Annotated in this window: 17 protein-coding genes; 6 read left to right on the top strand and 11 right to left on the bottom strand. The window is 58.4% G+C overall.

Annotation, left to right across the window (positions count from 1 at the left end; all coding sequences use genetic code 11):
• Window positions 1–57: 57 nt before the first annotated feature.
• Window positions 58–2,313 (top strand): hypothetical protein, encoded by a 2,256-nt coding sequence (locus AC27VJ_RS14505; RefSeq protein ID WP_488684616.1) that lies wholly within the window; start codon window positions 58–60, stop codon window positions 2,311–2,313.
• Window positions 2,314–2,399: 86 nt separating this feature from the next.
• On the opposite strand, the gene rpoH is transcribed toward AC27VJ_RS14505, so the two are convergent.
• From rpoH to AC27VJ_RS14490, 3 genes are all read right to left on the bottom strand, one after another.
• Window positions 2,400–3,302, bottom strand: coding sequence for an RNA polymerase sigma factor RpoH (gene rpoH, locus AC27VJ_RS14500; RefSeq protein ID WP_488684615.1), 903 nt, complete (start codon window positions 3,300–3,302; stop codon window positions 2,400–2,402).
• Between the two features lie 181 nt (window positions 3,303–3,483).
• Window positions 3,484–4,266, bottom strand: coding sequence for a class I SAM-dependent methyltransferase (locus AC27VJ_RS14495; RefSeq protein ID WP_488684614.1), 783 nt, complete (start codon window positions 4,264–4,266; stop codon window positions 3,484–3,486).
• A gap of 285 nt (window positions 4,267–4,551) precedes the next feature.
• Window positions 4,552–5,574 (bottom strand): RluA family pseudouridine synthase, encoded by a 1,023-nt coding sequence (locus AC27VJ_RS14490; RefSeq protein ID WP_488684613.1) that lies wholly within the window; start codon window positions 5,572–5,574, stop codon window positions 4,552–4,554.
• Window positions 5,575–5,613: 39 nt separating this feature from the next.
• Between AC27VJ_RS14490 and AC27VJ_RS14485 the strand changes: the two genes are divergently transcribed.
• From AC27VJ_RS14485 to AC27VJ_RS14470, 4 genes are all read left to right on the top strand, one after another.
• Window positions 5,614–6,003 carry a hypothetical protein gene (locus tag AC27VJ_RS14485; RefSeq protein ID WP_488684612.1) on the top strand — a complete coding sequence of 130 codons (390 nt, stop codon included), beginning with the start codon at window positions 5,614–5,616 and terminating at the stop codon, window positions 6,001–6,003.
• Entirely contained in the window at window positions 5,993–6,826 is an 834-nt protein-coding gene (locus AC27VJ_RS14480; RefSeq protein ID WP_488684611.1) for a TrmH family RNA methyltransferase, read from the top strand. The genes AC27VJ_RS14485 and AC27VJ_RS14480 overlap by 11 nt, the downstream gene beginning before the upstream one ends.
• A 113-nt stretch (window positions 6,827–6,939) precedes the next feature.
• Window positions 6,940–8,157 carry a hypothetical protein gene (locus AC27VJ_RS14475; RefSeq protein WP_488684610.1) on the top strand — a complete coding sequence of 406 codons (1,218 nt, stop codon included), beginning with the start codon at window positions 6,940–6,942 and terminating at the stop codon, window positions 8,155–8,157.
• A gap of 155 nt (window positions 8,158–8,312) precedes the next feature.
• Window positions 8,313–8,897 carry a transglycosylase SLT domain-containing protein gene (locus AC27VJ_RS14470; RefSeq protein WP_353577480.1) on the top strand — a complete coding sequence of 195 codons (585 nt, stop codon included), beginning with the start codon at window positions 8,313–8,315 and terminating at the stop codon, window positions 8,895–8,897.
• A gap of 195 nt (window positions 8,898–9,092) precedes the next feature.
• On the opposite strand, the gene AC27VJ_RS14465 is transcribed toward AC27VJ_RS14470, so the two are convergent.
• The 5 genes from AC27VJ_RS14465 to AC27VJ_RS14445 form a co-directional block, all read right to left on the bottom strand.
• Window positions 9,093–9,704, bottom strand: a complete 612-nt coding sequence (locus tag AC27VJ_RS14465) for an alpha/beta hydrolase (RefSeq protein WP_488684609.1) — start codon at window positions 9,702–9,704, stop codon at window positions 9,093–9,095.
• Window positions 9,705–9,764: 60 nt separating this feature from the next.
• Complete coding sequence (locus AC27VJ_RS14460) at window positions 9,765–10,697, bottom strand: VOC family protein (protein WP_488684608.1); 933 nt, start codon at window positions 10,695–10,697, stop codon at window positions 9,765–9,767.
• 162 nt (window positions 10,698–10,859) lie between these two features.
• Entirely contained in the window at window positions 10,860–11,927 is a 1,068-nt protein-coding gene (locus tag AC27VJ_RS14455; RefSeq protein ID WP_488684607.1) for a DUF2218 domain-containing protein, read from the bottom strand.
• Window positions 11,928–12,008: 81 nt separating this feature from the next.
• Complete coding sequence (gene ung, locus AC27VJ_RS14450; RefSeq protein ID WP_488684606.1) at window positions 12,009–12,701, bottom strand: uracil-DNA glycosylase; 693 nt, start codon at window positions 12,699–12,701, stop codon at window positions 12,009–12,011.
• Between the two features lie 14 nt (window positions 12,702–12,715).
• Entirely contained in the window at window positions 12,716–13,111 is a 396-nt protein-coding gene (locus AC27VJ_RS14445) for a VOC family protein (protein WP_113088938.1), read from the bottom strand.
• A gap of 188 nt (window positions 13,112–13,299) precedes the next feature.
• On the opposite strand from AC27VJ_RS14445, the gene AC27VJ_RS14440 reads away from it, so the two are divergent.
• Window positions 13,300–13,656, top strand: a complete 357-nt coding sequence (locus AC27VJ_RS14440; RefSeq protein WP_488684691.1) for a YbaN family protein — start codon at window positions 13,300–13,302, stop codon at window positions 13,654–13,656.
• Window positions 13,657–13,665: 9 nt separating this feature from the next.
• Here the strand turns inward: AC27VJ_RS14440 and AC27VJ_RS14435 are convergent, their stop codons facing one another.
• From AC27VJ_RS14435 to AC27VJ_RS14425, 3 genes are read right to left on the bottom strand one after another with little or no spacing between them, the layout of a single operon-like run.
• On the bottom strand, window positions 13,666–14,448 hold the full coding sequence (locus AC27VJ_RS14435; protein WP_488684605.1) for a heme ABC transporter ATP-binding protein: 783 nt from the start codon (window positions 14,446–14,448) through the stop codon (window positions 13,666–13,668).
• On the bottom strand, window positions 14,445–15,536 hold the full coding sequence (locus tag AC27VJ_RS14430) for a FecCD family ABC transporter permease (RefSeq protein WP_488684604.1): 1,092 nt from the start codon (window positions 15,534–15,536) through the stop codon (window positions 14,445–14,447). Before AC27VJ_RS14430 ends, AC27VJ_RS14435 begins: the two co-directional genes overlap by 4 nt.
• Complete coding sequence (locus AC27VJ_RS14425) at window positions 15,533–16,420, bottom strand: heme/hemin ABC transporter substrate-binding protein (protein ID WP_488684603.1); 888 nt, start codon at window positions 16,418–16,420, stop codon at window positions 15,533–15,535. The genes AC27VJ_RS14430 and AC27VJ_RS14425 overlap by 4 nt, the downstream gene beginning before the upstream one ends.
• Window positions 16,421–16,426: the final 6 nt, after the last annotated feature.

The raw sequence follows: 16,426 nt of genomic DNA, 5'->3' as shown, positions 1-16,426 counted from the left end.
CGAGTTTCATAAACCATATCGGGCCAGTACGTCGCTGGCCTCGACGAGAAAGTGCTTATGGCGGATTTTGTAGCAGTCATTCGCAAGGCCGTGGATGGCTTGGCGAACAATACTCCCGAAAACCGGGCAAAGGTGTACGACAAGGCGCGTAGCGCAGTCGTGCGCCAGCTCGAAAACATGAAGCCGCGCCCGCCAGAAGAATTGTTGAAGCGGCAAATCCTCAAGCTGGACACGGCCATTGCCGAAGTCGAGGGCGAATATTCCGAGGCGCTTCCACCACTGGAAGACGAGCAGGATGATGCCGCACCGGCGGCAGCCCCGGTCGCAGCCGATGTTTCCTCGCCCTATTACGAGGAAGATGTCGCTGAAGAACAGCGCCAGCATGAGGACGAGCCCGTTGCCGCCGAGCCGGAGCCTGTCGCCCCGGTCGAGGAAGAGCATCAGCCTAACTACGCGGCCTATCATCAGCAGCCAGAGACGGCAGCTGAAGAACTTTATGCCGAACCGGAACCGGTAGAGCCGGAATATGCCCGTCACGAGCCGGAGCCCGAGCCGGTTGCGACTTCCTATTTCACCACAAAGGAAGAAGAGCCGCGCTACGCCGACGAGCATTACGAGCCCGTTGCCGAAGCAGAACCAGAGCCGGTTGCGGAGGAAGACCACGCCCATGCTAACTGGGCAGGTCAGGACACGGTCGCCGAGCCAGCTTGGGCGCACCAGCAGGACGAAGAGGTTGCCCAGCAGCCAGCCGCTGAGCCTCATCACGAACCAACGCACCGCGCCGACGACAGCGAAGTTTTCCACGAAAACACGCCCCTGCCCTACGCAGCCAGCTACGCCGCACCATCCCCCTATTATCAGGATGTGAATGCCGAGCCGGAGCAGGCAGAAAAGCGGGCTGACGATGTTCATTTCGGCGATGCCCCGGCATTTTCCGATGCGGATTACGGCCAGCCGGAGCCGAAGGCCGAGGCGCAGAAGCAGTCGCCCGCTGTTGTCGAAGACTACTCCACCTATTTTCAGGATACGGCACTCGATCTGCCGCCAAAGACCAGCCCGGGCCTTCCCCGCGCCGACAATGATCCCTTCGCGCCGCAGCCCGGCCAGAAGGGTGACGCCGAGCGCACTCCCTGGGACGATCTTGAAGAGCTGATCGGTTATGACGGCGCATCCGGCAACAACTCGGGCAACGCAGGCAAGAGCGATTTCGAATCGGGTCTTGCGGCAGATGGCATTCCTGCTGCTGCCTATCGCACCAAGAAGAAGCCGCGCCGGAACTATGCAGCCATCGTTCTGTCGCTCTGCGGCGTCGTGCTTCTGGCCGGTGGCGCCTATGCGCTATGGACCAACCGTGAAGCGCTGAACGACATGGTGGGCGGCCTCGTGCAATCGGCACAGACCGGCACCACGTCCACGCAGCCTACGGAAACCGCGTCCAACCAGCCGAATACACCGGCAACGACGACACCTGCCCAGCCAAGCACAAATGCCCAGCAGCCAGCGACGCAGACGCCGCCGGCAGCAACGGATGATGGTTCGGTCACCGGCACCAAGTTCACCCAGCGCCTTCTGGCGGATGGGAGCGAAAAAGATGAGGGTGCAGGCCCCGGTGCAAACGGCCAGCCAGTGACGGCTGAGGGCCAGTCCGTCTACCAGCAGACTGAAGCCGCACCTCCGGCAGGACAGACACCGGCTGCGGGAACACCTGCCGCCTCGGGTCAGGCAGCAGCCCAACAGCCAGCCGCCGCCGCTGCTTCCGGCCACCGCATGTTCCTCTATGAAGAGGTACTGGGCCAGACCGTGCCGACCGCCATCGAAGGCACCGTATCATGGTCGCTGCAAAATGAAGCGGATGCCGAGGGCAAGCCTTCTGCCACCGTTCAGGGTCAGATCACCATCCCCGGACGTGGCCTCAGCGCTTTGATCACCTTCAAGCGCAACACAGACCCATCGCTGCCAGCCAGCCATCTGGTCGAGATCGTCTTCTCGGTTGGTGCCGGTTTCGAAGGCGGCGCTATCGACAGCGTTCAGCGCATTGCGATGAAAAGCACCGAGCAGGATCGTGGCAACGCGCTGATCGCGGTTCCGGCCAAGATCACCGACGATTTCCACATGATCGCGCTCAACGACTTCCCGGACGCTCTCAAGACCAATCTGGAACTGATGCGGACACGTGACTGGATCGATATCCCCGTGTCCTACCGCAACGGCCGCCGCGCGCTGTTGACCCTGCAAAAGGGTGCGGATGGCAAGGCTGCATTCGATACGGCACTGCGTGAGTGGAGCGCTGCAGCGCCGACGACTGGTCAGTAAGGATCGTCATCACTGAAACGAAAAAGGCCCCGGATGCGATCATCCGGGGCCTTTTTGTATTTTGTCATACTGTCGGGAGAGATGCCTTAAGCATCGACAACGCGCAAAGCCTTCGCAGCCTCAAGCGCTTCCTTCTGAACCGCTTCCTGCACCTTTTCAAAGGCACGGACTTCGATTTGGCGAACACGTTCGCGGCTGATATCGAACTCCGTGGACAAATCTTCCAGCGTTACCGGATCTTCGGAAAGACGGCGAGCTTCGAAGATGCGGCGTTCGCGCTCGTTCAGCACGCCCATAGCCTTGGCCAGCATGCGGCGGCGTGTTTCCAGCTCGTCCTGTTCAATCAGCACGGCTTCCTGGCTTTCGTGGTCGTCCACCAGCCAGTCCTGCCACTGTCCTGCTTCGCCTTCTGCCGCCCTGATAGGGGCGTTCAGCGAAGCATCGCCGTGCAGACGGCGGTTCATGGAGATGACTTCTTCTTCCGACACCTGAAGCTTGGTCGCGATCTGGGTCACATGCTCCGGCTTCAGATCGCCGTCATCAATAGCCTGAATCTTGCCCTTGAGGCGACGCAGGTTGAAGAAGAGGCGCTTCTGGTTGGCCGTCGTGCCCATCTTAACCAGCGACCAGGAACGCAGGATATATTCCTGAATGGATGCCTTGATCCACCACATGGCATAGGTCGCCAAACGGAAACCGCGCTCGGGGTCGAATTTCTTGACCGCCTGCATCAGGCCCACATTGCCTTCGGACACCACTTCGCCAATAGGCAGGCCATAGCCGCGATACCCCATGGCAATCTTTGCCACGAGACGCAGATGGCTCGTCACCAGCCTGTGCGCAGCATCGCGGTCACCATGTTCGGCATAACGCTTGCCAAGCATGTATTCTTCCTGCGGCTCCAGCATCGGAAACTTGCGGATTTCATCGAGATATCGATTAAGACCGGCTTCACCGGCGGTAATGGAAGGCAAACTATTGCGGGCCATAAAGCACCCCCTTATCTTTGTTTTAGGCTGGCTCCCCTTTCAGGCAAGCCAAAGTCGCGGGTCGAGTTTCGACCCCGCACGAACCCACGTAATAAATATGTATTGCGCGCACTTGTTTCAAGCGCACGCACTCATTCGCGCGTTCTAAAATAACTCGGCTATTGGTCGCACGGAAAACCGATCAGCGATAAATTCGTTCCGAAAAATTCGTCAGGCCAGACCGGATCATCAACTCGTAAATCATCCGGCGACCCATAGGATTGTGCAGCCGTGTGACCTTCGCCCCCAGAAACTCTGTTTCCACATGCTCGAAGGCGAGCAGTTCGGGCGCCTGCGTCACCACCTTCTCATAAAAATCGTGATATTCGCGGCGACACACATAGGTCTTGTATTTCGTCATGCAAAAAGCGCTGAAGTTATCGCCATGCTGCCGTAGAAAATCAGACACGCCAACGGTCACTTCCGGCCATTGCGGATTGAACGTATCATCAAAAGCAATCACACCGTGGTCAGCCAGAACATCCATGGCCAGTTTGCTGTCGGCCAGAACGTGGTGCAGCATATGTCCGCCATCGATGCTGAAAAAGCGGACCCTGCCGACCTTCTCCAGCACCTCATCCGGCGTCAGTTGCGTACTGTCGCCTTTGATCACCAGACTTTCGTCGACCTTGAGGTTCAGGCGGTTGCCATTATCCAGAAAACGATCGTACTGCCGGCATTCGCCATCGGCATCATCGAGGTCGAACAAATCCACAGCAAGCACGTCACCGTCATTGCCCACGGCCTTGCGCAGCAGGAAGTAGGAGCGCCCGTAGAATACGCCGATCTCAGCAACGCCACCTTTCAGCGATTTCCGTTGTTGGGCATGGAGCAATGATGTGAACACCAAAGCATCGGGAGGATCAATATAACCTTCGACTTTTTGCAGGTCATGAAAGATGAATTTACGGTCATTCACGTTCATTGTGCTTTATCCCTGTTTTCTGCATCTAAAAGAGCAGATTGAATAAAATTCAATCCAGGATAGTTTTATTTAGACTATTAGGCACTCACGCTATACTTCTTATTGCACCGCAAAAACTAAGAGTAATTGAAGCAAAAATGAGACAGTGGGATTTTTTGCTTACCATTGAATGTTTCTAATAATCTAATTTACGAATATTATTTGACACTTACCGGAATTATTTGCAGCAAAAAGCGCTCCGGAAGATGCCTCTCCCAGAGCGCTATTATCGTGAATTCAGGCATTTCAGGCCCGCAGCGCCGCTGCCAATTCGGCCATATCGTCAGGCATGTCGGTCTCGAATTCCATCACCTCGCCGGTGCGGGGATGTTCGAAGGCCAGCAGATAAGCGTGCAGAGCTTGACGCGGAAACAGGTTCACCACGTCTCTGGCATGGTCGGGCAGAAGATTGGCCTTGGTGCGGAAAGCCGCGCCATATTCCGGGTCGCCAATCAGCGGATGGCCGATATGGGCCATGTGCACGCGGATCTGATGCGTGCGGCCGGTTTCAAGACGGCACTCCACCAGTGAGGCAAGGCATGTCGCATCCGGCTTTTCATGAAACCGCTCTACCACGTCGTAATGCGTGATCGCCTCGCGCGCGTCATTGGAATCCTCGTTCTTCACCGCCCGCTTGGTGCGGTCTGCCCCGCGGCCCAAAGGCGCATCGATGGTACCGCGCAGCGTCTTGGGACGCCCCCAGACGATGGCCTTATAGGCACGTTCCAGCGGCCCGGTGCGACCGTGGTCGGCAAATTGTGCGGCGAGATTGCGGTGGGCATTGTCGTTCTTTGCCACGACCATCACGCCGCTGGTTTCCTTGTCCAGCCGGTGAACGATGCCGGGACGCTTGACGCCGCCAATCCCGGAAAGGCTATCGCCGCAGTGATGGATCAGCGCATTGACCAGCGTACCGGTCCAGTTACCAGCACCGGGATGCACGACAAGACCAGCGGGCTTAAGCAGAACGATCAGATCGTCATCCTCATATTCCACCTCCAGCGGAATATCCTCGCCCTTGGGCTCCGGGTCTTCCGGCTCGGGCATGGTGATCTCCACGCGGTCGCCCGGATGCACCTTTTTCTTCGGCTCGGTCACGGCCTTTTCGTTGAGTAAAACGGCCCCCTGCTCGATCAGCGCCTTGATGCGGCTGCGCGAAAGATCGCCGCCGACTTCAGCTGCCAGCCATGCATCGAGGCGGCCTTCGGCATCTTCCCCGGCAATCAGGACTTTCCTTGCGTCTCCGCCTTGTTTAAAGGGGTCGTTCATTCTTATTTTCCGATCCATCAGCAATGTCCAGGGAACCCGATGACGCAGATCGAGCAAGACGAACAGGAAGACAAGCCGTTAGATCCGGCCATGGAAAAAGTTCGCCGCAAGATGATCCGTTTGCAGATCGTGTCGGGCTCCGTGATGTTTATCAGCCTTATGGCTGTCTTCGGTGCCGTTGTCTATAAGGCGGTTGGCCCTTCCAAAACCGCAACCACGGCGACGACCAACAATGCCACGGCGGTTCCGGCAGATGCGCCTGTTGCCGCCACCGCCAGCCTGCCACAGGGCTTCACCATCGAAAACGTCTCCTTCGCCAATGGCGATATGCTGTTTTACGGACGCCTGGCCAATGGCACGCGCAAGGCGCTGGTCTTCAACTTGCAGGCAGGCCGCTTCGTGGCAGACATCACCATCGATGCCCGGTGATCTTGCCCTCACCGTCATAGATGATGCTGACGATCCGCGCATTGCCGCCTTCCGCGACATCCGCGAGCGCGACCTGACCGGCAGGCAAGGCCGCTTCATCGTGGAAGGCACGGTCGTCCTGCGCGTGCTGGCAGCAGCGCACAAGGCGGGTCGTGATTTCGAGGCGGAAAGCATTCTGATCCTCGAAAACCGCCTGGCGAGCGTGGCGGACATTCTCGAACAGTTTCCTCCCGATGTACCGGTCTATGTGGCGAAAGCAACGGTGCTGGATACCATCGTTGGCTTCCATCTGCATCGCGGCATTCTGGCACTGGGAAAGCGCAAGAGCGAAAGCACCATGGTGGAAACGATCCGCCGCTTGCCGCAATCCTCGCTGGTGCTGGCAGGTTGCGGCATTTCCAACCACGATAACCTCGGCGCGATGTTCCGCAACGCCGCAGCCTTTTACGCCGATGCCGTCTTCATGGACGCCACCTGCTGCGATCCGCTCTACCGCAAATCCCTGCGCGTCTCGGTCGGCTCGGTTCTGTCCGTGCCCTATCATCGCGGCGGCGGAGCTGTAGAGATGCTGGAGACACTGGCAGTCGAAGGCTTCGATATCTGGAGCCTTTCCCCCGCAGGCACCAAGGAGATCCGCCAAATACCGGCATCGAACCGTATGGCATTGGTCATCGGCACCGAAGGCGATGGCCTGCCGCCGGATGTGCTGTCACGCTTCCACACCGCCCGCATTGCCCAATCGCCGCAGCTCGATAGTCTCAATGCTGGCACGGCCTCCGGCTTGGCGCTTTACCAGATGGCAAGCGCCATCGGGCGTATCTAACCGCACAATCGAACTCTTCGCGCATCAGCCTGTGGGCATTCTCATATTAGCGCTTTACATACGTTATATCATTACATATCGAGAGAACGTAACATTGTAACGCGGAGAATAAGATGCATAGGTCCTTCCTGAGATATGCAGCGGCAAGCGCAGGGATAGCGCTGTCGTGCCAGGCATTTGCCGAAGAGGAAAAACAAAGCTGGCGCCTCTTTATTGGCGATCACACCGCCCCGGTCGTGCGCGCGCTTGATCTTGCAGACGGCAAGCAGTTGGGCAAATTCGATATCACCGGCTATGCTGCCCTCACCGCCAGCGAATCAGGCCAGACCGTCTATGCCGTTCAGTCGGATGCGGACACGACCCACGTCATCAAGACCGGCATCGCGCTGTCCGACCACGGAGAACACAGCGATATCGAGATCACCGATCCGGCGCTGCTTCCCCTCAAGATTGAAGGCAAAAAGCCCGGCCATGCCGTGCCGCACGGCGACCATGTGGTGATCTTCTATGATCGCGGCGGCGTGGCGAATACCCATTCGGAAGATGCGTTGCTGGAGGGCAGCACCGCCCATAAAAGTCTCGATACCACCGCACCTCATCACGGCGTTGCCCTGCAGATGGGCGATTACATGCTGGTTTCCGTGCCCAATCTGAAAGCCGAAACCAAAGCCGGTGACCTGCCGCCACGGCTTGGCCTGCGCATCGTGGACAGCAAAGGCGAGCAGGTCGGCGAAGTCGCCACTTGCACCGGCCTGCACGGAGAAGCCAGCTCCGCCAAAATCGCCGCTTTCGGCTGCGAAGAAGGCGTGCTGATTGCCTCACCCGTTTCCGGCAAGGAACCGAAACTGACCATGCTGCCCTATGACAAGGAATTCCCCAAGGGCAAGGTCGGCACGCTTCTCGGCGGCAAGGCCATGCAGTTCTTTCTCGGCAATTACGGCGATGACAGGATCGTGCTGATCGACCCCGATGCCGAAAAGCCCTACCGCCTCATCGACCTGCCGACACGCCGCGTGGATTTTGCGCTGGACCCGGCCCATGTCAAAAACGCCTATGTGCTGACCGAAGACGGTAAGCTGCATCTGGTCGATACGCTGAGCGGCGAAATCCGCAAATCCGAAACGGTCACTGAGCCCTATAGCAAGGATGGCCACTGGCGCGACCCACGCCCGCGCCTTGCCGTCGCCGGAGACGTGATCGCCATCACCGATCCGCGTCATAGTCTGGTGCGGCTGGTCGATACGCAAAGCCTGAAGGAAGTGCGCACCCTGCCGGTTGAAGGACAGCCCTTCACCATCGTCGCCGTGGGCGGCTCCGGCCTCGTTCACTAGGACTTTTGCGAATATCAAACTCGATGCCCGGCCTCTGCGCCGGGCATTTTTCATTTATGAATCAAATCTTAATCCAAAGCATTTGCATTAACCTTGTCTCAAAACCGACCATTAAGATTTACAAATTAGTAATGAGCGGAACGAGAGGTTTCGCGATGCGTGGCGTATTTGTCGTCGTTCTTCTTTTGACCGCCTTGGCAGGGTGCGCGACTGCTCCGTCGCAGATCACCAATGCCTGTGCGATTTTCGAACAGCGGAATGGCATATTCAACAACTGGAAAAAAGACGCGCAGGCGGCAGAACGGGAGTTCGGCGTGCCGGTGCCGGTCATGATGGCAACCATCTACACCGAGTCCAGCTTCCAGCCCTATGCGCGCCCGCCGCGCAACAAACTCTTCGGCTTCATTCCCTGGGGACGCAAATCCACCGCCTATGGCTATGCCCAGGCGCTGGATGGCACATGGAAGGTCTATCAGCGCGAAACAGGCCGCTGGAACGCCAGCCGCACCGATTTCACCGACGCAATCCACTTCGTCGGCTGGTATCACGCCAAGAGCAACCGCCAGAACGGCATTGCGCTGAACGATCCCTATAATCTCTATCTCGCCTATTATTCCGGCCATGCGGGCTATTCGAACGGCGTCTGGCGCAACAACACCGCCATCCAAAAGGCCGCCCGCCGCTCCGCCAATATGGCCATCCGCTATGAGAAGCAGTTGCAGGATTGCGGGTATCGGTAAGGGCTTCGTAGCTTACATCAGTCCGGGGGACTTCGCACATGGTCTGCCGGTGGATGGAGGTCACCTACCTCTCCACGTCATCCTCGGGCTTGACCCGAGGATCTAACCACCTCTCGGTTTTGGCAACGTGATTGGATCCTCGGGACAAGCCCGAGGATGACGGCAGTGGGCTCGGCCAAAGCTTTCTTGAACACGTTAGACATAAGGCGTCAAAAACGCCCTCGCCGCCTCTATCTCATTCCCACGAATGTCATGCCCGCCAGCATGCCATTCCATCTCTACCTCCCCGCCCTGCGCCCTGAAATAATCCACCAGAGCATTGGTTAGCGGCACGGGGCAGATCGGGTCGCGCTCCCCCGCCGTTATCAGCACGCGGCGAGAGGCAGGCGCTGGTGCGGGCTTCGGCTCGAAGGGGATCAGCGGGTGCATCAGCACCGCTGCATCGAACAGATCAGGGAATTCGATCAGGACATTCGCCAGAATATTCGCACCGTTGGAGAAACCGAGGCCGATGACGAGGCCTGCTTCATGCTCATCGCGGTTGACGGTGACGAATTCAGCCATCTGCTGGGTGGCGCGGTCGAGATCGGCCATGTCATAAACGCCTTCCGCCATTCTGCGGAAAAAGCGGGCCGCACCGAATTCCGACACATCGCCACGCGGTGAAATGACGGTGGCATTCGGCAATAGCCGCGCGCCGAAATCGAAGAACTGGTTCTCGTCTCCGCCCGTGCCGTGAAAGACAAAAAAGGCAGGCTGGCCCGGCGCACCGGCGCGGAGCTTGTGAAGATAACTATCCTTGCTCATGCAACTCTCCTGAGCGACCGGCGGCATTCAAGCCGCGCGGCCGTTCTTTATCTTTCTGTTTCAGTCTTCCAACGGTTCCAGGTGCTGTTCCAGCGTTGCGCGCAAATGTTCGTGCTGCGAAGGCAGCTGCAGCGCCTCGCCCAGATGCGCCGTGTCTTCGTCGCGGTCGAAACCGGGCTCGTTGGTGGCAATTTCAAACAGCACGCCGCCGGGTGCGCGGAAGTAAATCGCCCAGAAGTAATCGCGGTCGATGACCGGGGTGACCTGATGGCCCGTATCCATCAGTGCCTTGCGGACTTCCAGCTGTTTCTCGCGGTTTTCGACTGCAAAGGCGATGTGGTGAACCGAACCGGCTCCCAGACGCGCACCTGAAATATTCGGCATGGTCTCGATGTCGATCACATCCGCACCATTGCCACCGGGCATGCCCAAACGCAGCACGCCGTCCTGACGGTCGACTTCCTGATACCCCATGAACTTCAGCAGTTCAGCGGTTGCACCTTCATCTGCAAGACGCAGCGACGCACCCTGAAAACCACGGATGGCCTGATCTTCACCCACGCCACTGGCTGTCCACTGTGCGCGTTCGTCATCCTTGATCTCGACCAACGCGAAACCATCGCCATCTGGACCGGCAAAATGCAGACGCTTGTTGCCGAAGGCTTCATCGGCCTTCAGACCATCAACATTGGCCTTGGCAAGCCGGTCCTGCCAGTAACCCAGCGAACCCTGTGGAACGGAAAACAGCGTCGTGCCAACCTCGCCCGTACCGGGACGACCGCGTGCGATGTGTGGGAACGGGAAGTAGGTCATGACCGAGCCGGGGGTGCCGACTTCATCGCCATAATAGAGGTGATAGACGTCAGGCGCGTCGAAATTAACGGTCTTTTTGACGCGGCGCAGACCGAGCGTATCGGTGAAGAAGTGATTATTGCCGCGTGCGCTGGCCGCCATGGATGTGACGTGGTGCAGGCCTTTGATCTGATCCAACATTTTGAAACCCCTTAGAGATTGGCGGGCTCGCGGGAGGCGATGCCCTTCGTTCATGGGGTCAAGATGGTGCAGATCACGCCGTTCGTATAGACGGAACGTTCAGAACGGATCGTTCTTAATTTGGAAACGATGAACTGAATTGTTCAGCAAATGACGCGCCACTCAATGGTCGTCGTCATTGGCACCCTTCACCCAGTAACCCACCGTCACAAACGCCGTCTTCGGAAGCTTCGCTTCCTCGGCCAGCATTTTCTTGACGAGGCGGGCTTCGCCCTTCTCACAGCCAACAAAAACATGCAGCCCTTGAGGAGCAGACCATGGGTGCGCACGCAGCGCCTGCTCCAGCAAACCCGCTGATCCAGCCGCCTCACCGTTGCGATAGAGCCAGTTCCAATTCACGTCAGCTTTGGAAGCAATAGCCTGCCGCTCGTTCTCATTGTCAATTTCGGCATAAACGGTCAGTTTCTTGCCCGCTGGCATTTCCTCGGCCATGCGCAGCATCACAGGCAGCGCGGTCTCGTCACCGGCGAAAACGTAAGTTTCCGCATCCGGCAACTCGCCGCCGGGGCCAACGATGCCAACAATATCGCCCGCCGCAGCCGTCGCGCCGAAATGCGCACCCGGCATATCATCGCCGTCATGCATGACGAAATCGAGATCGATTTCTCCACGCGCAACGCTGCCGGAGCGGATAGTGTAGACACGCCGCGCCTGCTCGTCCTCGCCCTTTGCCCAGACAATAGCGCCCGTCTTCGACAGATGCGGCCAGACTGGCGTGCGAGACTGATCGCGCAGAATGAGGATGCGGACATGCAGACCGCCACTCACCAAACGCTCGATGCCCTTGTCGATGGCAATCACCACCCGGCGCATGTTCGGCGTCAGATTATAGGCCCGGACCACGCGCCCGCTAAAGAGATTGGGCATTTCCCGCATATCCGAGCCATGGCCTTCCCAACGGAAGTCCAGAGACGTATCGCCGGTAAACTCGACGATATGTTCGGCAACCATGGCTTTGACGGAGAGCAGCACATTTTCCGAAACGCAATTGATCCTGACTGCAAAGCGCCCATCCTCAGCATCGAATGTGCCGTTGCCGTAATCCGCCTCGAAATGTAGCGCAGCACCCTGACGCGTCATCGTCATATACTCGGCAAAATGCTCGTGAAAAGCATCGACAATCGCGGCTGGATCGGGAAGAGCGACAGATGTTTGCGCAGAAAGAAGCACCGGCTTAAACCTTCAGATTACAGTCCGGTTATCTTTAGAGCAGTCAATTTAAAAGTGCAAAGCTGTTTTTGCGCCGCTCGATCAAACTTTTTCGGGCAACTGCCAATCAATCGGCTCCCTACCCCGCGAGACGAGAAACTCGTTCGCTTTGGAAAAATGGCCATTGCCGAAAAAGCCGTTATGGGCAGACAGCGGCGACGGGTGTGGCGATTTCAGAACCAGATGCTTCGTCTGGTCGACAAAGGCGGCCTTCTTCTGCGCGTAAGAGCCCCACAGCAGGAAAACGACGCCGTCGCATTCATCATTGACGGTGCGGATGATGGCATCGGTAAATTTTTCCCAGCCCTGACCCTGATGCGAGGCCGCGCGGGCTTCTTCGACGGTCAGAACGCTGTTGAGCAGCAGCACGCCCTGTTTGGCCCAGCTTTCCAGAAAGCCGTGCTTGACAGGCTGGATGCCGAGATCGCTCTGCAATTCCTTGTAGATATTGACGAGCGAGGGTGGAATCCGCACGCCCGGCTGCACGGAAAAGCACAGGCCATGTGCTTGGCCCGCACCGTGATAAGGGTCTTGGCCGAGAATGACGACCTTGACCTCATCCAGCGGCGTCAGGTCCAGAGCGCGGAAATATTCGCTGCCCTTTGGGAAGATGTGCTTGCCGGCCGTTTTCTCGGCCAGCAGAAACTCTTTGAGCTTGAGCATGTAGGGGCTGGCGAATTCTGCTGAAAGAACGTGTTTCCAGCTGTCTTCAAGTTTGACGCCTGCCTCTGCCATGAAAAACCCCGTGATTATTTGAAGCGGTTGCCGCGCTCAAGCACTTCGATCTTGTACCCATCCGGGTCGCAGATGAAGAAGTATTTCGCGAAAGGCGCGCCTTTGTATTCCGCATTGACGATCTTGCCGACCGAAAGGCCAAGCGCCGTCAGGCGGGCATGTTCGGCATCCACATCTTCGACGCTGACGGCAATGTGGCCATAGCCATCGCCCAGCGCGTAAGGCACTTCGCGGCCCTTGTTGATGGTCAGCTCCAGCTCGAAGTCACCTTCGGCATTGCTGAGATAGACCAGCGTGAACGTCTCGAACTCGAAACGCTCTGCGATCTCCAGGCCGAAGGCCTGTTTGTAAAAACCCACCGAACGCTTCTCGTCCAGCACCCGGACCATAGAGTGAATAAGTTTGGCCATGGTGTTTCCTTCTTCCTGCATCGTGGTGGCCCGCTTATGCTGCGGGCATCGGGGCAGGCAGATAACGGCTGGAGGCGAGAGTTTCAACCCTTGAGGCCATTTCAAGGCGCATAGCATATCACCACACCCGCCTTCGGCACGATAGCTTTCCCACTATCATGACACTTGGACTCATGATACCGGCACTCATGCGCATCCTTTATCTCTGTCTTGGCTGGCTCATGGTTGCCACCGGCATCGTCGGTGCGTTTCTGCCCGTTTTGCCGACCACGCCCTTTCTGTTGATCGCGCTCTGGTGCTTTTCCAAATCCTCACCGAAGCTGGAAGCCTGGCTTCTATCCCACCCCAGATTTGGCCCTTCCCTGCGCAACTGGCGGGAAAAAGGCGCTATTCCCCGCAAGGCGAAAATCGCCGCTGTGTCTTTGATGACAATGAGTTACGCGATTTTCTGGTTCGCAACCGAGCCGACCCCGCTGAGAGCGAGTATCGTTGCAGCAGTCATGCTGGGGGCCGCCCTCTTCGTCACCACCCGGCCAGAGCCCTGACGTCTGACCTTACCGATGCCGCGATTGCGGCAGGACGTAAGGAATATGCCGTGCGGGAATACGCCCCACCGTGCCTTCAATGCCATAGACACGCGCAATCGTCTCATCATTGATGGTTTCCAGCGAAGGTCCGCAGGCGGTGATCTTGCCGCGGTGCATGACGATAAGTTGATCGGCAAATTCCGCTGCGAGATTAAGATCGTGCAGAACCGCCAGCACCGTGCCGCCCGCTAGAGCGAAATCGCGGGCTGTTTCGAGCACGGAAATCTGGTGGCCGAGATCGAGGCTCGACGTCGGCTCATCCAGCAACAGCGCCCGCGCCTCCCCCTTCTCGATAGCGGATGGCACCTGCGCAAGAGCACGGGCAAACTGCACGCGCTGCTGCTCGCCACCCGAGAGCATGTTGTAGGACCGCCCCTCAAAGCCGCTCAGGCCCACCTTGGCCAGCGCCTGTCGCGCCTGCTCTTCCGGCTTGATGGAGCCTTGCGCCACCGCACCCATGCGGACGATTTCCAAAGCGGTGAAGGGAAAGCTCAGCACCGTACTTTGCGGCAAAACGGCGCGAATGCGCGCCAGTTGCGCAGGCTTGAACAGGCTGACATCGACGTTGTTATAGGCAACATTTCCGGCATCCGACCGCATCTCGCCTGATAGCACCTTCATCAGCGTGGATTTACCAGCACCATTCGGCCCGATGATAACGCTGAACGTGCCGGGCTCGAGCTTGATCGAGACATCATCCAGCAATCTACGTCCGGAACGGATGACAGTCACACCGCGTGTGGAGATCATGACACATTCCTCAAACCGAGCCCGTTGCCACGGCCAAGCAGCAGAAACAGGAAGACGGGAGCGCCGATCAGAGCGGTGACGACGCCAATCGGCAATTCGGCAGGCGCTGCCACGGTGCGCGCAAAACTATCCGCCAGCAGCAGCAACCCTGCCCCGCCAATGGCCGAGGCAGGCAGAAGAAAGCGATGCGACGAACCGATGACCAGCCGCAAAAGATGCGGCACGACGATGCCGACGAAACCGATGGAGCCTGCCGCAGCCACACTGGCTCCGCAGGCGGCAGCAACGGCCAGAATGACGATGCGTTTGAGCCTCTGCACCGGAATGCCCATGTGGAAAGCCGCCGCATCCCCCAGGATCAGCGCATCCAGCCCTTTCGACACAAAAGGAATGCTGGCGAGGATGATGAAGAAGAAGGGCAGCGTCGTCCAGTTCTTGAGCGGCGTTGCACCACCAAGCGAGCCTAGGCTCCAGAAGGTGATGTCACGCAAGGCGCGGTCATCTGCCATGAAAATCATCAGCCCCGTCAACGCACCGCTGAGTGCTGCCACAGCGATACCGGCGAGAATTAGGACGGTTGTCGATGTCGCGCCGTTTCGGGTGGCGATCATATAAAGCAGCAGCGTGTTGATGAGCCCACCAACAAAAGCCATCAGCGGCAAAAAGTGCATGCCGAAAAATGCCGCAAGCGGTGCCAGCATGCCGCCACCGAGCGCCAGCGCGGCCACAGCAAACAACGCCGCACCCGAGGTGACACCGACCAGACCTGGATCGGCAAGCGGATTGCGAAACAGGCCCTGCATCATGGCACCGGAAACGGCCAGCACGGCCCCGATCATCAGGCCGAGCCCCGTGCGCGGCAGGCGCACCGCTTCGAGGATCACACGGTCACGCGCTTCCATGGTCTGGGAGTGGCCGGTAAAATAGAGCCACAGCTCATGCAGCCCCACGCCCGTCGGCCCGCTGGACAGCGACACAAAACAGGCAAACACCAGAAATCCACACAGGGCGATAAGGGTGATGACACCCTTGCGCGAGCGATCGCCCGGTATGTGGCCTGCGACCTCTGCCACAGCCACGGCACTCACGGCTTCACGATCTCTGGGTAAAGCTGCGACGCCAGTTCACGACCGGCAGCAGGGGTGCGCGGACCAAAGCCGATTAGGTAAAGCCCGTCCATGCTGATCAGCGACTTGGAGGCAGCAGCCGGAGTGGACTGGAAGGCCGGAAGCGCAAAGACTTCGTCGGGATTGGCCGCATGGTTGCCGCGTTGCATAGTCAGGACAACATCGGGTGCTGCCGCAATCACAGCTTCATCGGTCAACGGCTTGTAGCCGCTAATGTCCTGCGCGGCATTGATGCCACCGGCCATTTCAATGATGGCTGCGGCTTCGGTTTCCTTGCCTGCGGCCATGATACGCCCGCCTGCGGTGGAGAGAACGAACAGCACGCGCTTCTTCTTGTCGCCAACTGCGGCCACGTCCTTGGCCAGCGTCGCGAGATCCGAATTGACCTGCGTTGCAAGTACTTTGGCCTTGTCTTGAAGACCAACGGCGGCACCCACATCCTCGATTTTCTTGGCAATGGCGCTGCCCTCCGGCGGCGTATCGACGGTCACCATCGGCACTTCGCTGGCTTTGAGAATGCCAATCACGTCAGCGGGGCCGGAACCGTCTTCCGACAGGATGAGGTCGGGCTTTTGTGACAGAATGCCTTCGGACGACAGTGCCCGCATATAGCCAACGTCAGGCTTGAAAAGCGCTTCGCTTGGAAAACTGCTGGTGGAATCCCGCGCGACGATGCGGTCTCCGGCACCCAGCGCATAGAGAATTTCCGTCACCGTACCGCCAACCGCCACGATCCGCTTCGCCTCGGGATTGCCCTTATCGGAGGCATGGGCATGAAGCGGAAACAGCGCCAGCGCGAGGGGAAGAGCGGCACCAAAAGCAAGAGAGCGACGTGAAAGCGGCATGATGTC

This window comes from Agrobacterium sp. 20P9.1.2 (assembly GCF_057799395.1).
Note: the sequence above shows the minus strand (reverse complement) of the source record. Positions and strands in the feature narration are given on the sequence as shown.